This window comes from Anabaena sp. PCC 7938, assembly GCF_049315035.1.
GTDB classification, from domain to species: Bacteria; Cyanobacteriota; Cyanobacteriia; order Cyanobacteriales; family Nostocaceae; genus Anabaena; species Anabaena cylindrica.
Genome location: NZ_CP186034.1, coordinates 1,334,787 through 1,355,879, shown reverse-complemented (window position 1 = coordinate 1,355,879; position 21,093 = coordinate 1,334,787). Strand labels below are relative to the sequence as shown.

Genomic DNA, 21,093 nt, shown 5'->3' with positions numbered 1-21,093 from the left:
TCATCAAGCTATAAAATGCTTCATGCGGGAAGCAAGCCACAACATGACATTTTATACTTTTTGAACATCCTCTCAATTACGTACAGAGGTTTGGGAAATATTTTGCATAAAATCAGATATTTTAGACAAAATATCTTGGGGTGTAATTCCAAAACCAAAGTATAATAAAACCACTATCGCTGCAAAAGTAACAGCAGTTTTGATAGTGGTTTTTACTAACTTCCAAAGTATAACAAATACTATCCAAGCAACTAATAAAGTAATGATCATAATATTACATCCTTGAAAATCAATACTGTTAAATTAAGCTATTTATTATAGGCGAAAATGTCGAAATAATGTAGTTGATTCATAAAAATTTCATTAAAATTATATTTTAAGTTAAACACAAAAATCAAAACTTTTGAAAAGCATGAAAATTATTTCACTGAGACTCAAGAATAACTTTTTAGGCTGGGATTTTGATGAAGTTGATTTTGCATCAAATTTAACTCTTTTAGTAGGTGTTTCTGGTGCAGGTAAAACCCAAATCCTGCGTGCAATTCTGGATTTAAAACGTATTGCAAATGGAAAAGCTATCAATGGTTTGGAATGGAAAATAAAATTTTCTACTGTAAATAGCAATGAATTTATTTGGGAAGGTAGTTTTGATAATAGTGAAACAAAAGAATTTATTTTAGATTACCCTGACTATCCAGAGGGAAATAAAAAACAATTATTACTGTATGAAAAGTTGACTTTTAAAAATGATATTTTAGTTGAACGTAATCAAGAAAAAATAAAGTTTAAAACTCAAGAAATGCCTAAACTTTCTTCACATCAATCAATTATATATATATTGAAAGAAGACAGCATTATCAAAGAAATTTATGATGCTTTAAATAAAATAGAATATCATGATCACACAAGAAATAGTTTAAATAATATTAGATTATTAAATCAACCTTTACAGTCTCTTGCCAGTAAATACACAACATTAGATACTATAGTAAATAGTGATGAAAATATTAGGACTAAACTATATCTAATTTATGAAAATAAATTAGATATTTTCAATAAAATTAAATTAAGCTTTATTGATGTTTTTCAACAAATTGAAGATATAAAACTTGAACCTCTCGGATCAGATGAATTGCCCACCTTAATTGCTAAAGATGCTCCTGCTTTTATATTTATAAAAGAAAAATATGTATCAAAATGGATTAGAGAGGATAGGATATCTTCAGGTATGTTGCGAACACTTATTCATATTAGTGAAATTTACCTTTCAAACCCAGGAACTGTAATATTAATTGATGAATTTGAAAATGGGTTAGGAATCAATTGTATTGATATATTGACTGATGACTTGATTCATGAAAATAAGACTTTACAATTTATTGCTACCAGTCATCACCCTTATATTATCAATAATATTCCCTATGAATATTGGAAAATAGTTACTCGGAAAGGTGGACACATTAGCATTCGTAATGCGTCAGATTACAACTTAGGTAAATCTAAACAAGAAGCATTTCTTCAATTAACCAAAATTCTCGAAAAACAATCGTAATATGAATTTCTATTTTGTATTTGAAGGAAAAACAGAAGCGATTGTTTATAAAAAGTGGTTATCTGTACTTCTCCCACATTTAACAGAAGTGGATAGTTTTGATGCTGTAAGTCAGAATAACTATTATTACGAAAGTGATATGGGTGTTCCTGATTGTTATAGAGTTGCTGCTAATGCTATTCAAGAAATTAACGAAGTCCCAAAATATGATTATTTGGTACTATTCACAGACGCAGATAGATTGACGATTTCTGAGAAAAAAGCGGAAGCATTCGATAAAATTAAACTCAATTTACAAAATAAACCTTTTCAAACTTTACCCGAAAATTGTAAACTAGAAATTATTATCCAAAAAGTTTGTATTGAAACTTGGTTTTTAGGAAATAGAAATTTCTTTGTCAGAAATCCACAAAATAATGAACTCTTGAAGCAATACATCAAATATTTTGATGTCAGTCAAAGTGATCCTGAAGATTTAGCTAGTGAGTTTGAGCAAGACGAAGAAAACAAAAAAGAAATTTTTGGATATAAAACCAAAGCTTTATTTCATGAAGGTTATCTAAGAGAAATTTTCAAAGAACGTAATTTATCTTATAGTAAATCTAGACCAAAAGAAGTACAAGAAAAATTTTATCTTGACCAATTATTAGCCAGAACTAAGGCAAATTTAGATCACTTGCATAGCTTTCAAGAATTCATTGAATTTTGTACAAAAATCAACATCCAAGATAATACATGAAATTTACAAATTCACCAGATCCCCGATTTCTTCAAGAAGTCGGGGATATATTTTTACCCTACAGAAATTATCTGGGGTTGAGTTGCTAACTTTTCCGTTGCTGTGAAAACTTCTTGTCTAGCCCATTTATCGGCTGCTAAAATATCATCTAAAGAGGGATTTTGTTTGTTATCATGTTGATGGCGATCGCACACAAATTCAATACACTTAGGAATATCTAGAAATTGAATTTTCTCTTCTAAAAATAACGCCACAACTTGCTCATTAGCCGCATTTAATACCGCAGGCATAGAACCACCAGCCCTGCCAGCAGCATAAGCCAACTGCATACAAGGATACTTTTGATGATCTGGTTCACGGAAAGTTAAATCACCAGATTTTACTAAATTCAATCTTTCCCAATTCGTGTAAATTCGCTCAGGCCAAGATAAAGCATAAAGCAGAGGTAAACGCATATCTGGCCAACCAAGTTGAGCTAAAACCGAAGTATCTTGTAACTCAATCAAAGAGTGAATAATACTTTGAGGATGAATGACAATTTCGATGTTGTCATAATCTACTCCAAACAAATAATGAGCCTCAATTACCTCCAAACCCTTATTCATCAAAGTTGCCGAGTCTACAGTGATTTTTCTCCCCATAGACCAGTTAGGATGTTTAAGAGCATCAGCAACTTTTACCTCTGCTAACTTTTCCACAGGCCAATCTCGAAAAGCACCACCAGAAGCAGTGAGCAATATCTTTCTTAAACCATCTTTAGGAACACCTTGCAGACATTGAAAAATAGCAGAATGCTCAGAATCCGCCGGTAATAGTTTCACACCGTGTTTTTTCACCAAAGGTAAAACCACAGGAGCGCCAGCAATGAGTGTTTCTTTGTTCGCTAGAGCAATATCCTTACCCGCTTCAATAGCCGCAATAGTCGGTAATAATCCAGCACAACCAACAATACCAGTAACCACCGTTTGGGCATCACCATAGCGAGCAACTTCTATCACTCCCGCTTCCCCAGCAAGTAAAATGGGTTGGGGATTTAAGTCTTTGATAGCTTCTTTGAGTTCCGGTAATTTCTCAGCAGCGGAAATTGCAGCGATTTGGGGGCGAAATTGGCGAATTTGCGCCGCGAATAAGTCCACATTCCGCCCAGCAGCCAGTCCAACTATGCGAAATTTATCTGGGTGTTCAGAGACGATATCTAAGGTTTGAGTACCAATGGAACCAGTAGAACCGAGGAGAGTAATAGCTTTCACAATTTTTTAAGAATTAACAGATAATTTTAAATATAAATTGCTTAGGCTACTAATTGCCCGATTTTTTCAGAACATAATTGATATCACGATCTATAATCTGGCGACAAGAACCTGGCCGCTTATAAACACAAGTTCCTTGCCAACATTTCTGCAAAGTATAGTTTTGATATTGAGATGGTACAGAAATATTGGCAACAATGTAATTAAAACCAGGTTTTAGCTTTTCAAAATCTGCTGCTTTATCAACTGGATATATAGGAACATCCCGATGAAAATAGGTATACCCTCCTGATAAAGCCCAATGAATACCCCAAAGACCAAGACCACACACAGTATTTTCTGTACTTAAGCTTTGTAAGGCTAGTAAATTATTAGTTGTAGCAAACAAGTGTGTATTTTCTAAATTAGTACCAAAAGTAGAAAATTTCAAAGGACTATAAATATTAAATCGGCTGAGGAGAGCGATAGAAATAGAAGTCCAAAGCAAAAGACAGAGTAATATTGCGATTAATGTTTTTTTATGTGAAACCCATCTGCGGGACAAATTTAAAACTAATTCACCTGTTCCTATTCCTGCTAATATCATTACCATTGGCAATACTGGATAAATAAAGCGATATTCTTTATGAGCCAACAAACTATGAGACAAGATAATAATTAATACTAACCACACCAAAATAGGACTATGGCGTGAACCTATAAGAGCAAGAATAATAATGGGTAGGGATAACCAAGACCAACTTTTAAGTAAGAAAATCAAATATTCATACCAAGGAGAAACTCCATAAAGTTTACTTCTACCTTCGACGATATTTACCCAAATATTTAACCAAAAAGATTGAAAAGGATAAGACCAAGTAAAAGCATCTATAGTTCCAAAAATGAGTATGGGAGCGATGATACCTAACATTATCGGCAACCATTTTTCTCTCCAATCTTTTCTACAAATGTAGACTACAGCAAATACTATAGCTGGAATAAAATGAATTCTGAATGCTAGAGATATTCCTAATAAACATCCAGATAAAAATAAGCTATTTCTAGTCGGAGATATTTGTTTTTCAACTCCTAAATAAACGCCAGGTAATAGAAAATGAGTAGCTACAACTTCCGTAAAAGCTTTAGGTGAAAAGTAGATAAGTTCAAACCAGATAGTACAAATAGCAGCACAAATAAAAGCTGTAATTGTTCCTCCTATTTTTTTCCCCCATAAATATGCGATTAAGATATTACTCAGCGAAAGTAGAGACAAAAAGATATTAATTCCTATTAGGTATCCAGTAGAACCTTTTCCCATCCACGCAGTCAAACGCATAATACCGGCTAAAATCCCTGGTAGTACCCATGAACGAATACCGTCTCTGAATTCCCAAGTGACAATACCATTACCGAAAGCTAATCTGTGTGCAGGTTCTAGGGATTGGAAAATTTCATCCGCCCAAAAAATATTGGGGAATTTTAAAGCCATACCAACGCGCAGTATTAATGCAAATATAATTAGAATAATTAATAATGAGTGATCTAGTTTAAATCGGTGATTCATCTGTTATTCTAATAGGATTATATTAATAATAATCTGACGAGATTTAACTATTGTTTTTTGCTTCAGATTCTACAACTTCAAATTTTACTTTTTACTCATGGGATGAAAATAACAGCTACAGCATTTTTTTGGATTGCGACACCTCTAGTATTTGGGGTATTTCAAAAAGCTTTTGAAAATCAGTATTTGGCATTAATAATTATTATTGCTTCCACTTTAATCTAAAGCCATTAGATTCACCTATAACTTTACTTTGATTTAAATTTATTTTTTCTAAAGTCTCATTATCCATCAGCAAATAAAATTTATTAGCCCACATTTCCCGTAACACGGAGTTAGGAACAGCAATTACTTTACAATCACAATAAAAATCTAAACTGGGACGATTATAAGCAAAAGAAGTATAAATAGTTGTTCCCGCTGGAATATGTTGACGAATTAATGCAGCTACTGGTTTAACTGGGAACGCTTCGTTTAACTCCCAAATCCATGAATGGGAACTCATTAAAAGCAATAAAACTAAATACATTCCCGAAAATAAAACTGGAATAAAATTACGATTTTGCTTAATAACTAACCATGCAACAATTCCCATACTGATTGCTAAAATAATACTCATAATAATTAATACAGGTTGTGGGTCAGCAAAACTAAAATAAACACAACCTCCCAAACCTGCAACACTTATAAAAGTAAAAAATCCTCCCAAAAATTTGACATTAAACTTCCCTTTCTGCCAAATTTCGCTCAAATTAATACCAATAGCTAAAGCTAAAAATGGATATATAGGTATTACATACCATGGCAGTTTTGTACTCATAACCGAGATAGTTCCAAAATAAATCACTGTGCTAAGAATAATCAAACAACCCCAAGCACTATCACGGTTTTTCCAAGCTAAATATAACCCACCCGGCAAAAATAACACCCAGGGAAACCCATATTTAAGTATTTCTATTAAATAGAACCAAACAGGCCCACTATGACCTTCTACAGATTCCACTAGTCGCGCGAAAGTTTGTGATTGAAAATTTATTTGTAAAAAATTCTCACCATAATGTCGCCATTGGGCAATATACCAAGCAATAGGTAAAGCATTACCGAATAATATTCCTATCCATAAATATAAACTTTTAAATAAATAAAACTGTTTATTCGCAAGGATAAATAAACCTGCAATTCCCCCCAATAGCAAAACTATCATGCCTTTAGTAAGAGTAATTAATCCTAAACTCAAGCCAATTCCTAAAGCATAAATTCGCTGCTGACGTGATTTTAAAATACAAAATAATAACAATAAAAAAAATGTTACAATCGCACCGTCCAACATTGCTAATCTGCCATGACGTACTACAGGTAACATGGTCATATAAACTAAAGCAGTAAATAATGCTGGTAAACTTTGGTTAAAAACTAAATTTCCTACTGAGTAAAGTAAAGGCACACCCAACGCAGTTAATATCGCACTTGGTAAGCGAGTTGTCCATTCATTTACACCTCCTAAAGAATAAGAAATAGCAATTAACCAGTGTATTAAAGGCGGTTTATTATGATATGGTTCACCTCCTAAAGTTGGATACAGCCAAACCATTTTATCCACGGGGTTACGCCAAATTTCACGGGCAACTTGGGCTATAGTACCTTCATCCCAATCTCTTAAAGGTGAGTTTCCTAAAAATATTAGCCACAGACATAAAGATGTAAATAATAAACCTAACAACCAGCGGTTATTCCTCATATTTAAAAATTGATTAATGGTAAAAATTTCATGATATTAGTGACGGTTTTTAATGTTTTTAATTCAGGTATATCTGGTTTAATTTTTTCGGCTATAGTTAATGGTTTTTCAGCTAGTCTTGGTTGAAAGCTATATAAATGAACAACGGCTAAATAAGTCCATAGGTAAGGATTTTGAGCATCATATTTAGTTAACTCTGTTAAGTTCTGGATTAATTCTGGTGCTTTGCGCTGTAAAAGTTGTGATAAAGCTAGAGTGTAACGCCAATTAAGGTTATTTGGTTGATTTGGCAGGTAATAATTAGCTATAAATTCAGTTTGTTTTAAATAATCGTGGGTGGGATCATATTGATTAAAATTATCTATCTGTTTAAATATATTTTCTAATTTACCATTTTGTAATTCTGGTGCTAATTGTGAGAGGCGAGAAACTAAATCTAAAGGTGGAGATTTTTCAATGTTTCCTTTATCTATCACAGTTACCGTTATATCTTGAATATTTAAAGGAGTGACTTGGCTATTTCTTCTATCTAAATATAAAGCAGAAAGTTGATATTGACCTACAGGTAGTGTTTTGGGGATAAATGTAGATAAATTCTCAATTACTCGAAATTCTCCTTGGGGATGACACTTCAAACCACAGTATAAATGTCCCAAACCGATGGCATGATCATGATACCATGACCCTTGCTGATTTTGCCATTTTAAAAGTAACAAACCATTTTGTAATTTATCCCATTCGCCTTTAACTTGATAGGTTACAGGGTTATTTTTTTCTTTAATTAATTGATCAGAAATTTTAACTTGTTCTAGAGTAACTGGTTCAGAACTGGAATTTAACTTTTCAATGACTACAACTGGATTTTTACGATGGTATAATCGTAATTTATCATTATTTGGTAATTCCCAATCAGCCTGTAATTTTAAATCAGGAGAAGATTCAACTAAAGATGTTAATTTGCGTTTAACTTGTCCTTTTTCATCTGCTGAATATGGTTCATTTTCTCTGGTAATATACCAAGAAAAATACTGTAAATCTTGGTTGACATCAACTAATTTGGTAGTTAATTTTCTCCCATGTACACGAAAGTCTGCTAATTTACCAAAATAATCTAAGGTAAACTCGTTTATTTGCGATGATGAAACTGGAATTATTCCTAAAGTTGAGCGTAAATAAGGAGTTGTTTGGTTAATTTCATTTATTAGTTGGGAAAGGGGATATTTTTTAGCATCATCATTGGGTAAATGCTTTCCTCCCCATGCTTGTATTAGGGGTAAAGGAAACAAGTTGTTCAGTAAAACTATGAGGCTTAATCCTAAGGTTACTAACCTCAGTTTATCAAACCTGCTATTTTCTATCAGATGGAAGAAGTGAGCTAAAATTAAACTAATAATAGGAAAACAGGGGAGAATAAATCTAATATCTTTATTTGTACCCAGGGAACAAAGTATATAACTGCTGACTAGGAAAATTAATAACCAATTTAAGCCAGAATTTCCTAAGCTATTTTTAATCGCATTTTGAGAAAATTTACTTTTAATTAGATAAACTAATAAAATCCCTAAACTCACACATAATATTGGTAAACCAACAGTTTCGGGTAAAAGTTGGGGATAAAATAACCATCCAGCAATAGTGTTAGCAGCAGGATCACCTTCCCTTTTTCCTACACTGTTAGCGTGTAAGGCAGAAGTGATAATTGTTAACCAATTTACACTATACCAAGAACCACAAATTAGCCACGCAAAAATTAGAGATAAGGCTGATTGAAATATTTTAATAAATTTGCGATTTTTAATGAAGATAATTAATGTCCATATACCAGGGAGGAAGATAAAAAGAAATCCTGTGGGTTTTGCTAACATGATTAACCCTATTCCTAATCCTAAGCTAATAGTTAATAACCATGAGCAAAACCCAGTATAAGTATCTTTCCAAATGGTTAAAATGGTAAATGTGAAGATGACAACTGCTGTTAAACCATAATCTAATAAATAATCTGTTCTCACAATTCCCAAAATCGGAAATAGTAAACAAAAGATGCTGGCAGTGATTCCAATTTGGTAATTATTAAATAAATATTTCCCTAGATGATATACTGACAGAATAATTATAGCTGTATATAATAAGTTCACTGAACTAGATTGGTCGTATCCCTTGCCAAAGAGAAACAAAAAGGGTACTGTGCAAATATATACAAATGGAGCGCGATAACTAGGAGTTAATTTCCATAGAGATAACCACCAATCACCTGAGAAGAGATTAAAATTTTCAAAGATGCGATAATGACTTAATGCTCCTGTTAAATGTGCGCTTTGGTCGTGGGCAGGAATAGAATTATCTAAGAAAAACCAAGCTCTATCTATAACTAATGCTAATAACCAAATTATGAATAGGATTAAATAATGTTTTTTTAATTTAAAGTCATGAAAATAATTCATATTTATAAAAACGATAAATTTGCCGAATTTCAATTATTTGCTGAAAATAATTTATTCTTTAATAACAAAGTATTTACTTGATACAGAAGTTTGGTTAATTAGGAGATACGAAATCTAAATTGAAACCTATACACAAAGCCAGTTTTACTCCTGACTCCTGACTCCTGAATTCTGCTGTATCTTTGTTGTGAATTCAAGATTAACAAGTTTATACCAAATAATCAATAACTGTGAATCAACCTGTCTATTCTTTAATTATCCCCATTTACAACGAAGAAGAAAATATCACAGAAATGTATAACCGTCTAATTAATGTCATGGCACAGTTAGATGGTGAAGCTGAACTGATTTTAATTGATGATGGTAGCTGCGATCGCTCTTTGAGTATGATCCGCGAACTTCACCACCATAATAGTCGAGTGCGTTACCTGAGTCTAGCTAGGAATTTTGGTCATCAAATTGCCGTCACAGCAGGGTTAACACTTTGTCCAGGGCAAAAGCATTATTGTCATGGATGCTGACTTACAAGATCCACCAGAGTTAATCATCACGATGATTGATAAATGGCATCAAGGATACCAAGTAGTTTATGCCCAGCGCATATCACGTCAAAAAGAAAGCTGGCTAAAACGCTTAATGGCGTATCTGTTTTATCGCCTTCTCAAGCGCTTGGCTAAAGTTGACATTCCTGTGGATACAGGCGACTTTTGTTTAATGGATAGACAGGTAGTAGATATCCTCAATGCAATGCCAGAACGTCACCGCTATATTCGTGGTTTACGCGCTTGGGTAGGTTTCCGACAAACATCCGTACTTTTTGAAAGAAGCCCCCGTTATGCTGGAGATGTAAAATATACTTTTGGTAAGTCTTTATCCTTGGCAGTTGATGGTATTATCTCATTTTCCATAGTTCCCCTGAGACTTGCCACCTATTTAGGGCTGTTATCTGCTGCTATTGCGTTAATTATGATATTTCTCGTGCTTTATTGGCGGATATTTGCACCAGTATCTCCCTTGATAGGCTACACATTAATTACAATTGCCATGTTTTTCTTAGGGTCAGTTCAGTTAATTTGTATTGGCATTTTAGGTGAATATATTGGCCGAATTTACGAAGAAGTCAAAGGTCGTCCTCTTTATACACTTAAAGAAATCGGAGGTTTGACAAAAACTTGATCTGCTTATACAGAACTTCCCGATATTCTGAGGTACAAGAACCCCAACCCCTTCGGGTGATGCCTCCGGCACGCTACGCGGTAAGCGCAGCCATTGCCCACAGGACTTTACACCAGTCGTCTACGTTGGGAAACCTGCCTACAGCGATGGTTCACCGCAAGCGATGAGGGGGCTAAGATGTGCCTCATATAATTGGAAACCGCTTTATATTCGGACTTCTCTCAGCAGTCACTGTTCTTGTTGTTTATCTAAAAAATCAGAATTACAGAGATTTAGGTAAAATTTGTGTCTTCACCAGAATTTAGTTTATTACTAGTATCAGTTCTTATCAGCGTTGCTGGGCAATTTTTATTAAAAATGGGGGCAATCAAATTAGGTAAGGTTGATGCTGGGAACATTTTTAGCCTGATTGTCAACATGATCACCATACCAGAACTTTTATTAGGACTAAGCTGTTATGGTATTGGTGCGATCGCTTACATTTTACTACTAACAAGAGTAAATCTTAGTGTTGCTGCTCCTGCGGTATCAGTTGGTTATATATTTTCGGTATTATTAGGGTTCTTTTTTTTAAAAGAACCTATACCTTTCATCCGTATTGTGGGATTAAGTTTAATAGTCACAGGAGTAATATTAGTGGTTTGGAAAAAATAATACAGCAACAGTTACTAATAAAATCCTCTTAGTGCATAAGCTTCTTCACTCTTGGGAATATCCAGAATTTTGACTGCTCAAAAAATTTGGGTATTTACATTTTGAAAGTTTTATCGAACAGAATTCTTCTTCAAGATTCATGATTGTTACCCAGTAAGCAGTATTCTGACTAACACTCGGAATAATTATTTCCTAATTTTTTATTAAGAAAATACTTTTTTTTGTATGTTTGAAGAGTATCTATGTTAACAAATAACTCAGCCTTGATTATGGGAAACTAGCATCAGTTCTTTTCGTTTATCTATTTCATAGCTTCTCAAAAAAACTTAATGCCGTAAAAATTGAATTTTTTCTTTCAATACAAGGTAGAAACTTGAGCAGTAAAATATACATTTACAGTAATGTTACTGATAGTTTGTGCCGTTATTTAATGGTAGATCGTTTATTCCTAAAGTCTGGATTATATGGAATAATTATTGATTTATGATCCGGCGATATTGACAAATATCTAGACAAAGTGTGTTATAACCTACCGTCAGAAGCATGACTGATGGTTCAACTTTTGAAGGAGCTATGCGGTGGAAAACAATAAGTCATTTTTTTGGACTCAGGGAATATTAATTGCGTTGGTTGGTTTAGCTGGTACGTTGGGTATTGGCTTTATGATGCTTGTTAGACCTAATACATCTGAGGCTCAAATTAGCCAAGATACTAGTATTAATTATATCCATACTAAAGTAGGAACTCAGGAGCGTATTGAAGAATTTAAGGAGACAATGCTCTCCAGTTGGCAGCAAGAAGCGCAAGCGAAAGGGATTACTACCGATGTACCATTAAGGTTTCAAGGGGAAACTATTAAGGAAGTTAAGCTCTCTCCAGAACAAAAAGTTATTGCTCTAACGTTTGATGATGGGCCTTGGCCTAATAGTACAATCCAAGTATTGGATATTCTCAAGAAGAATAAGATCAAAGGAACATTTTTTGTTGTTGGGCAAAATGTCAAGAATTATCCCGACTTAACCAAGCGGGTAGTTACCGATGGTCACACCATTGCTAATCATACCTGGCATCATTGGTATCACCACATGAACCCGCAAATGGCAGCCTATGAAGTTGCTAATACTACAGATATTATTTATAAAACTACAGGTGTAAAAACTAGTTTGTTTCGTCCACCTGGAGGCAATATGAAGAATGGAGTAGTAGCTTATGCTAAAAGCAACAAGTATGCAACTATTATGTGGTCTACAGATTCAATAGATTATTCTCGTCCTGGCGTACCAAGGTTGATTAACAATGTATTCAGGGGAGCAAAACCTGGTGGGATTGTGTTAATGCATGATGGTGGTGGCGATCGCACTCACACCGTCAAAGCTTTACCAGAAATTATCAGTAGATTCCGCAAGCAGGGTTATGACTTTGTTACTATTCCAGAACTTTTAGAAATGCAAGATAAAAACCTAGAGTTAATGGCTAAGAAGAAGTAACTAGGGAAACCTTGAAGGGCGGGTTCTCCCCGCCCCTAGAATTAAACAGAACTTAGCTGTTTTTGTTCTGAAGTTGCTTCAGGATTGGCTTCAGGACTGTCAGATTCAGAAGGTGGAACTAACTGCCAAAACTTGGGTAGAAATTCTTCCCAGTTTTGTAAAATTAGTTGTGCTTTGGGTGAATTGGTGCGATCACTATGAGCTTTAATTAATTCATAAAGTTGTTTCGCACCAGTTTCTGTAACTACGCGCTGAGTTTTAACAATAGCTTTGTTAACTAACTCAGGGAAAGCACCATCTTCATCTAAGAAGTATCCCAGTCCTCCAGTCATCCCCGCACCTACGTTGCGGCCGACTTTACCCAAAACCACAATCACACCACCAGTCATATACTCACAGCAGTGATCACCAGCCCCTTCAATTACTGCTGTACCTTTAGAATTACGCACAGCAAACCGTTCTCCGGCTAAACCGTTGGCAAATAATACGCCACCAGTCGCACCATAAAGACAGGTATTGCCAACAATCACGTTTTGTGACGGGTCATAGTTAGCATTTGCTGGGGGTTTGATGATAATCTCCCCACCGTGCATCCCCTTACCTACATAGTCGTTAGCTTCCCCTGTCAAAGTCAGAGTTAAGCCAGGTAGGTTAAATGCGCCAAAGCTTTGCCCGATGCTACCTTGAAAATTGAGGTTAATTTGCCCTTCAAAGCCGCTATCACCATACTGGGATGCGATCGCTCCTGCTAATCTTGATCCTACGGTTCTATCGGTGTTGACAACGTTAAAAGTCTTACTGATTGTCGATTGATTGCTAATTGCGGCTTGAATATCCGTATCAGCTAAAATTTGGTCATCTAAAACAGATCCATTGCTGTGGACTTTTTCATGCTCCAACCAGCTACGGTTTTGTTTTGCATCTGGTAGCTTAGTTAAGCAGTCTAGGTTTAGGGCTTGAGTTTTATTCAATTTCACATCAGAACGGACAGTGAACAAATCCGCCCTACCAGTCAATTCTGTCAAGGAACGATAACCCAGTTTAGCTAATAGACTGCGTACTTCTTCAGCGACAAAATAGAAGAAATTAACCACGTTTTCGGGGATACCTGTAAAGCGTTGGCGTAATTCTTCTTTTTGAGTAGCCACGCCTTTGGGACAGGTATTTAAATGACATACCCGCGCCATAATACAACCTTCAGCAATCATGGCGATAGAGCCGAAACCGAACTCTTCAGCGCCCATTAAAGCCCCAACGAGGACATCCCAACCACTCTTAAGACCACCATCAACTCTTAAGGTGACGCGATCGCGCAATCCATTTTCCATCAACACCCGATGCACTTCACTTAATCCGAGTTCCCACGGACTACCAGCGTGTTTAATAGAACTCAAAGGAGATGCGCCAGTACCACCATCATGACCGGAAATTTGGATAATATCGGCGTTGGCTTTGGCTACACCAGCCGCAATTGTGCCAATCCCGATTTCAGCCACTAATTTTACTGAAACCTGTGCTTTTGGGTTAATTTGATGCAGGTCAAAAATCAACTGCGCTAGGTCTTCAATTGAGTAAATATCATGGTGGGGTGGTGGCGAAATCAGAGTTACACCAGGTTTAGAACGGCGCAACATAGCGATATAGGGGCTGACTTTTGGCCCCGGTAGTTGTCCACCTTCACCTGGTTTTGCGCCCTGGGCGATTTTGATTTCAATTTGTTTGGCACTGGCTAGGTATCCTGGGGTGACACCAAAACGACCGGAAGCAACTTGTTTGATGGCGCTAGAAGCTGTGTCACCATTTCTCAAACCATTCAAATGGGGGAGAGTGGGTGAATGTCCCGTTGCGTCAACATCATTTAATACTTTGTAACGAACTGGATCTTCGCCACCTTCACCAGAATTAGATTTACCACCAATGCGATTCATAGCGATCGCTAAAGTTTCATGGGCTTCCCGTGACAGCGCACCTAAAGACATTCCTCCAGTACAGAAGCGTTGAGCAATCTCACTGACTGATTCTACTTCTTCGATGGGGATAGATGAGCGGTCGCTTGTAAAATCTAATAAATCTCGCAAAGCCGTTGCTGGTCTACTTTGCAAATGCTGTTTATAAACTTCGTAATGGTCATAATTCTTCCCATCTACAGCCTTATGCAGCGCCTTCACCAGTTCCGGGCTATTGCTATGATATTCACCACCGGGACGATACTGGACAAACCCCAGATTTTCTAACTTCTTGGCTGACAGTTCTGGGAAACCCTTGCTGTGGAAAGAAAGCACCTCTTGAGCTAGTTCCGAACAACTCAGCCCACCAATACGGGAAGTTGTCCCCCAGAAACCCAAAGCTAACAAATCTCCACCAATACCAATAGCTTCAAAGATTTGTGCTGCTTGATAGCTAGAAAGCAGAGAAATTCCCATTTTGGAGAGAATTTTCAACAAACCTGATTCTACAGCTTGGCGATAATTTGCGATCGCTTGTTCCAGAGTCAGATTATTAATTTTCCCCCTTTGCATAAACTGTTGCGTTTTCGGGTCAGACCACCAATCACGCACAGTATCCAAAGCCATATATGGGCAAACCGCGCCAGCACCGTATCCCAAAAGACAAGCAAAGTGATGGGTACTCCAACATTGGGCAGTATGAACAACCAAAGATGTTTTCATCCGCACACCTTCGCGGATTAAGTAATGGTGAACCGCACCCACAGCCAACAAAGGTGGAATATAAGTATATTCGGCACTTATCCCCTCTTTTTCACCCTGATTAAGAGTGGGGTGAATCTTATCACTCAATATCAAAATCTTCGCACCAGCCCGCACTGATTCCGCCGCTTGTTGTTGTAAAGCTTCCACAGCGGCTTTTAAACTATTTGGGCCAGCAGCAATAGAGAACAAAGTTGACAACTCAGCAGTCGCAAAACCAGACAGCTTAATTGCGGTTAACTCACTTTCCGTCAGCACAGGTGATTCTAGCTTCAGTCTGCGGGCGTGTTCTGGTTGAGGATCTAATAAATTACCTCTTTCTCCCAATTCCACAGTCAAGGACATCACCAGCTTTTCCCGTAATGGGTCAATAGGTGGGTTTGTCACCTGAGCAAAACGCTGTTTGAAATAGTCATACAGCAAGTGTGGTTTTTCTGACAGCACCGCTAAAGGAATATCATCCCCCATGCAGAAAGTCGGTTCTGCACCAGTGTTAGCCATAGGCTGAATCACCATTTCTACATCTTCTGTGGTGTAGCCAAAAGCAATTTGCTGTTGCAGTAAAGTTTGTTTATCCAGTTTCTCAGCAGTTAGATGTCCATCGTCAGTTGGATGATGACCGTTACCATTACCATTAGCAACTGATGGTTTTACCAACTGTTTCAACTCTTGACGGTGTTGTTGCAACCAATCGCCATAGGGATGTAAGTTAGCAATACGCTGTTTAATTTCCCAGTTCTTCAAAATCTCATTGCTGCTTAAATCCACAGCAATCATTTGTCCTGGTCCCAATCTGCCTTTTTCCAAAATGTCAGCTTCTGGGAATTCAATCACACCAGCTTCGGAAGCAACCACAATATAGTCATCTTTAGTAATCACATAGCGAGCCGGTCTTAAACCATTGCGGTCTAAAGTAGCACCAACTCTTTTCCCATCACTAAATACCAAAAGTGCAGGGCCGTCCCAGGCTTCTTGCAAACCGCTGTAATATTCATAGAAATCAACAATTTCTGGATAATTTTGTAAAGAAGGTTGATTTTTATAAGCCTCTGGAACCATCATCATTAAGGCTTCCAAGGGGCTGCGGCCAGAACGGACGAGCAACTCCAGCACGTTGTCAAGGGTGGCTGAATCGCTGCTGTCAATATTTACCAGTGGCTTAAATTCATCTTCTCGACCATTCCATACAGGGTGATCTAAGGTGGCTTCCCGTGCCATCATCCAGTTAATGTTGCCCAACAGTGTATTGATTTCACCATTGTGACCCAATAGCCGCATTGGTTGTGCCAAAGGCCATTTCGGCATCGTGTTGGTACTAAAGCGGCGATGATAAACAGCAAAAGCGATTTTAAAAGCTGGATTTTTTAAATCTTCGTAAAATTCTCCCAATACAGATGAACGCACCATCCCTTTGTAGACGATTGTGCGGACAGATAAGGAGCAAACATAAAATTCTTCTGAGATATTTTTGGCAGCTTTGACAATGCGACGGCGGGTAATATACAATTCCCGTTCTAATTCGTCACCGCTTTTATCAGCCGAAGCTAAAAAAACTTGTTCTATTTGGGGTTGATTTTCTTTTGCTTGCAACCCTAAGACATCTGAACGCACAGGGACTACTCGCCAGCCCAGTACAGTGAATTTTTCTTCAGCCGCTACTTGCTCAAATACAGCTTTTGCTTGTTGGGCTGCTTTCTGGTCTTGGGGTAAGAATATCATTCCTACTGCCATTTTGCCAGTGTTGGCAACATCAATTCCTTCTTGTTGAAACAATTCCCAAGGAATCGCTGTCAAGATGCCTGCACCATCACCAGAATCTTGGTCAGCACTACAACCGCCTCTGTGTTCTAGGCAAGTAAGGGCAGTTAAAGCTTTTGCCAAAATTTCATGGCTGGAACTATTTTGACGATGGGCAATAAAGCCCACACCACAGGCATCTCTTTCTTCTACTAACCACTTTTGCCCTTGGAAGGTATCTTTATTTTCCATCTCCGACAATGTGTTTTTGTGACCCTGATTTAACTGTTGATGATTCATACTCTATTCCTGAAATGTTGAGTTACAGATTTTGCCACTGTTGCTACTGCTGGGAAAAAATTTCTAAGATTGAGCGTTGGAGAAATAAATAGTCACGAAAATTTAGGGAAAAAAAATTTTAACTTCGAGTTAACTTTTTAGCTCACTCGTGTTAAAATCACCGCGTTATTTTTTTATTTGCTTATGCACTGCTGGAAAAACTAACTTTGCGCGAATAATTTGGTTTCCCTGACATTACTTCTATTTAGTGTGGTAAAGCTAAGTATTTTTCAATCCTTTTTGACCAGATAAAGGATAACTGTCAGATATTACCTATCTCGGCATACCTGAAATCAAATTTCAACTGAACAGTCTAATGTCCTGAAAGCCGCAATTATCCTGATGCAGCAACGAAGTCAGCGTATTACACTATATGCCCATTTGACAATTCCTAAAATAGCTTCTGTTGTCGTCTATATTTTTACTGCTTACTTATTGCCACTTGTCTTGTCATCAACTAGACCTCACTTAAAGTCGCAACAGTGGCAGCTATCGGTGAGCAGGGAATTTTTTCATCTAGGTTTGAATATCAAGACTACTATTATAGCTTGTTTAAGGATGGTGTCCTTAAGAACATTGTGCGTTGGTAATTTTGGCGTAAAATTTGCTTGCCAGTTTTTACAAGATAGAAAAATCCAACCTACATAATATCACGATTGTTGAAAAGCAAAAACATATTTTTTTAATATTTCCCCATACTAGCTTAAGCTGGTAACGTTCAAAAATACTTAGGTCAGGATGGTCAAAATGCCGAATCGTTACCAACAAGCACAGCTAAATACCCTTGTCCTCATTAGCAATAGCAGATTTTTCCGCTACTCTGTGTCCTCAATTCTTTCGACTGTACTGTGCTTAACTGCTGGTGCGACTAAAGCCCAAGAGTCGGCTGCAAATACTCAATCTTTACCAACCTATATTTCCCAATTACCAACACCTGCTTCATCACAAGTGATACCATCCGGTAATCAAATTTCTCTCAATGGTCGCACAGTGCAAGGAGCCTGGTTACAGCAACGGGAAAGTAATGGTACGGTGACAATTCATCTTAGTGATGGGGCGCTGAGGCAATTGATGGGGGTAGATTTATTAAGTAGCAGCAATCCTGAACAACAACCAGTGGAGTGGTTTTCGTCAGGTATACCAGCACTTAAGGCTAAGTTGTGGGGAGGATATCGCTATTTAGATATTTCGAGTTTTGCTCAAACAGCAGGCTGGCAAATGCAAGCCAATGGTAATATTTTGTTAATTTCTACCCCGCCAGCACAAGTTAACAATATTCGTCAAGGTAAACAAACTTGGGGTGACAGACTTGTTGTTGATTTAGATCGTCCCACTCCGTGGAAAGTTGTACAAGGACAACCTATAAAAAGACCTGTTAATGCCAACGCGCCAACTAACAAACCAGCTACACCATTGAATAGGGAGTGGATAGTTACCCTGGATAGTAAGGCTGATAACGCCTTAATTCAACGTTATGCACCCCAACCGACAACACCGCCAGACCAGTTAAAACAATTACCGATTTCTGAACCACTGATTCAAAAAGTGGAGATGGTTAGTAACCAAACAAATATTCATCTTAGCGTTCCCTTTGGATTATCTCCGCGAATTAGTGCTGTTACTAACCCCAATCGTTTAGTGATTGATATTCGACCTGATGCTTTGGTAGCAAGGGATATCACCTGGGCTAAGGGATTACGCTGGCAACAAAGGTTTATTAATTTAGGTACAGCAAGCTTTCCCGTGGTTTGGTTAGAAGTTAATCCCCGTGAAGTTGGTATCACACTAAAACCAATATGGGCAAGTTCTGATATCTTAGCGGGTACTGCCCCTTTGATTCAAATTGCACAACGTTATTTAGCTGTAGCAGGGATTAATGGGGGTTATTTTAACCGCAATAATAGATTTCCTTTGGGGGCAATTCGTCAGAATAATCAGTGGATATCAGGGCCAATTTTAAACCGAGGAGCGATCGCTTGGAATGATTCAGGACAATTTTATTTTGGTCGTCTCACTTTAAATGAAACTTTAATCAGTACCAATAACCAGCCTTTCCCAATTCTTTTTCTTAACAGCGGCTACGTACAAAGCGGCATTGCCCGTTACACCTCAGCCTGGGGAGCTAGTTATACACCCATCATTGATAATGAAATTCTTCTATTCGTCCAAAATAACCAAATTACCAATCAGTTATCTGGTGGAAAAGCTGGAACAACTAATATTCCTATTCCCCAAAACGGCTATATACTAACTCTACGCGGCACTGCTACCAGTAACGCCTCTCAATTACCTATTGGCACAAAAGTCAGTCTTAACAGCACCACTACACCCAATGAGTTTAGCAATTACCCTTACATTATCGGTGCAGGCCCATTATTATTACAGAATCGGCAAATTGTTCTCGATGCCAAAGCCGAAAAATTCAGCACCGCCTTCATAGCCGAAAAAGCTATTCGTAGCGGTATTTGTACCACCACAACAGGTAATCTGCTCATTACTGCCGTACATACTCGCGCTGGCGGACATGGCCCCACCTTAGCCGAACACGCCCAATTAATGCAAGTTATGGGCTGTGTGAATGCCCTCAACTTGGACGGTGGTAGTTCTACGAGTTTATACCTGGGAGGGCAACTACTAGACCGTTCCCCCAATACAGCCGCCCGTGTCCATAATGGTATCGGTATTTTTCTGAAACCACAGCCATAAACCTACTCAAAACTAAATAAAACTTACACAAAAAACCGCTGAAACTCTTATTTCTCCGTGTCCTCTGCGTCCTCTGTGGTTCGTTTTTCCTAACTTGTCCGTAACTTCTGCTAAAAATGTCAAACTATCAAAGACAGGTTCTAATTTTGCATCTAAGATTTTCCCCAAATGTTTATTCTGCAATACTTTTTTAAAGCTGCCAACAAGCTGGGTTTTGTATTGATGAAGAATTAGTGTAGACCCAAGACTTTCACTAGGAATAGGTTACGCCATAACATCTGATTTTGCTATGGTTATCAAAGTGAAATTAATTTGCTAATTCTCGCACTGGCAATATCAGCCACAATTCTCTCCTCAATTATTAAGAATCATAAAATTTTTGTATGTCTCCAAATGAGGTAACTATGGCTCAATTGACAGAAACCACACCAGCTAACACTCTACCCTTTAGCGCAGCAGTAAATTCTAAAAGTATTGCTGCAAGTGAACTACGTCCTTGGGGTTCTTTTACAGTTTTAGAAGAAGGGCGCGGATATAAAATTAAACGCATTGAAGTTAAGCCTGGACATCGCCTCAGTCTACAAATGCACCACCACCGCAGCGAACATTGGATTGTTGTCTCAGGTACAGCTAAGGTAGTTTGTGGTGAGAAAGAAATTTTACTGAGTAATAATCAGTCAACCTATGTACCTCAATGTACCGTTCATCGTTTAGAGAATCCTGGTGTGATTCCCTTAATTTTGATTGAAGTGCAGAATGGTGAATACTTGGGCGAAGATGATATTATTCGCTACCAAGATGACTATGCTCGCAGTGAAAGATAGAGATGGAACTGGGAAGATGGACAAAGCCAATTTTCCAGGCTCGATACTATTCTTACCTGCTTCCAACTCCTCCTGATAGCGTGGCGTTAGCCATACTCCTGAACTAGAGATAACCTTTATGCCTAACGGCACGCTACGCGGTAAGCGAAGCTATGCCCGCAGGGCTTTACAGCAAACCCTACTTAATAGTGCAGGGTGG

The 21,093-nt window shown here is 37.5% G+C and carries 12 protein-coding genes and 1 pseudogene; 7 read left to right on the top strand and 6 right to left on the bottom strand.

What is annotated here, in order from left to right:
• Positions 1-72 precede the first annotated feature (72 nt).
• Positions 73-270 (bottom strand): hypothetical protein, encoded by a 198-nt coding sequence (locus ACOWPH_RS06380; RefSeq protein ID WP_015214588.1) that lies wholly within the window; start codon positions 268-270, stop codon positions 73-75.
• Positions 271-412: 142 nt separating this feature from the next.
• Here ACOWPH_RS06380 and ACOWPH_RS06375 point away from each other — a divergent pair, with 142 nt between their 5' ends.
• Positions 413-1,552: an AAA family ATPase gene (locus ACOWPH_RS06375; protein ID WP_015214587.1), complete on the top strand. Its 1,140-nt coding sequence runs from the start codon at positions 413-415 to the stop codon at positions 1,550-1,552.
• 1 nt (position 1,553) lies between these two features.
• Entirely contained in the window at positions 1,554-2,291 is a 738-nt protein-coding gene (locus tag ACOWPH_RS06370; RefSeq protein WP_015214586.1) for a hypothetical protein, read from the top strand.
• Positions 2,292-2,344: 53 nt separating this feature from the next.
• Here ACOWPH_RS06370 and ACOWPH_RS06365 read toward each other — a convergent pair whose 3' ends face one another.
• The 4 genes from ACOWPH_RS06365 to ACOWPH_RS06350 form a co-directional block, all read right to left on the bottom strand.
• Positions 2,345-3,541, bottom strand: coding sequence for a 1-deoxy-D-xylulose-5-phosphate reductoisomerase (locus ACOWPH_RS06365; protein WP_015214585.1), 1,197 nt, complete (start codon positions 3,539-3,541; stop codon positions 2,345-2,347).
• 49 nt (positions 3,542-3,590) lie between these two features.
• A complete protein-coding gene (locus ACOWPH_RS06360; protein WP_015214584.1) occupies positions 3,591-5,084 on the bottom strand; it encodes a mannosyltransferase in 1,494 nt (497 codons plus the stop codon).
• Positions 5,085-5,286: 202 nt separating this feature from the next.
• Complete coding sequence (locus ACOWPH_RS06355) at positions 5,287-6,822, bottom strand: ArnT family glycosyltransferase (protein ID WP_015214583.1); 1,536 nt, start codon at positions 6,820-6,822, stop codon at positions 5,287-5,289.
• 2 nt (positions 6,823-6,824) lie between these two features.
• Positions 6,825-9,263 carry a hypothetical protein gene (locus ACOWPH_RS06350; RefSeq protein ID WP_015214582.1) on the bottom strand — a complete coding sequence of 813 codons (2,439 nt, stop codon included), beginning with the start codon at positions 9,261-9,263 and terminating at the stop codon, positions 6,825-6,827.
• Between the two features lie 230 nt (positions 9,264-9,493).
• On the opposite strand from ACOWPH_RS06350, the pseudogene ACOWPH_RS06345 reads away from it, so the two are divergent.
• From ACOWPH_RS06345 to ACOWPH_RS06335, 3 genes and pseudogenes are all read left to right on the top strand, one after another.
• Positions 9,494-10,439 (top strand): annotated as a pseudogene (locus tag ACOWPH_RS06345) (glycosyltransferase family 2 protein).
• A gap of 285 nt (positions 10,440-10,724) precedes the next feature.
• Positions 10,725-11,093: an EamA family transporter gene (locus tag ACOWPH_RS06340; RefSeq protein ID WP_096713146.1), complete on the top strand. Its 369-nt coding sequence runs from the start codon at positions 10,725-10,727 to the stop codon at positions 11,091-11,093.
• Between the two features lie 578 nt (positions 11,094-11,671).
• Positions 11,672-12,580: a polysaccharide deacetylase family protein gene (locus tag ACOWPH_RS06335; protein ID WP_015214579.1), complete on the top strand. Its 909-nt coding sequence runs from the start codon at positions 11,672-11,674 to the stop codon at positions 12,578-12,580.
• Positions 12,581-12,621: 41 nt separating this feature from the next.
• On the opposite strand, the gene ACOWPH_RS06330 is transcribed toward ACOWPH_RS06335, so the two are convergent.
• Entirely contained in the window at positions 12,622-17,325 is a 4,704-nt protein-coding gene (locus tag ACOWPH_RS06330; protein WP_015214578.1) for a glutamate synthase-related protein, read from the bottom strand.
• A 786-nt stretch (positions 17,326-18,111) separates the two neighbouring features.
• On the opposite strand from ACOWPH_RS06330, the gene ACOWPH_RS06325 reads away from it, so the two are divergent.
• Entirely contained in the window at positions 18,112-20,070 is a 1,959-nt protein-coding gene (locus ACOWPH_RS06325) for a phosphodiester glycosidase family protein (RefSeq protein WP_015214576.1), read from the top strand.
• 404 nt (positions 20,071-20,474) lie between these two features.
• Positions 20,475-20,894 carry a phosphomannose isomerase type II C-terminal cupin domain gene (locus ACOWPH_RS06320; RefSeq protein ID WP_015214575.1) on the top strand — a complete coding sequence of 140 codons (420 nt, stop codon included), beginning with the start codon at positions 20,475-20,477 and terminating at the stop codon, positions 20,892-20,894.
• Positions 20,895-21,093 lie beyond the last annotated feature (199 nt).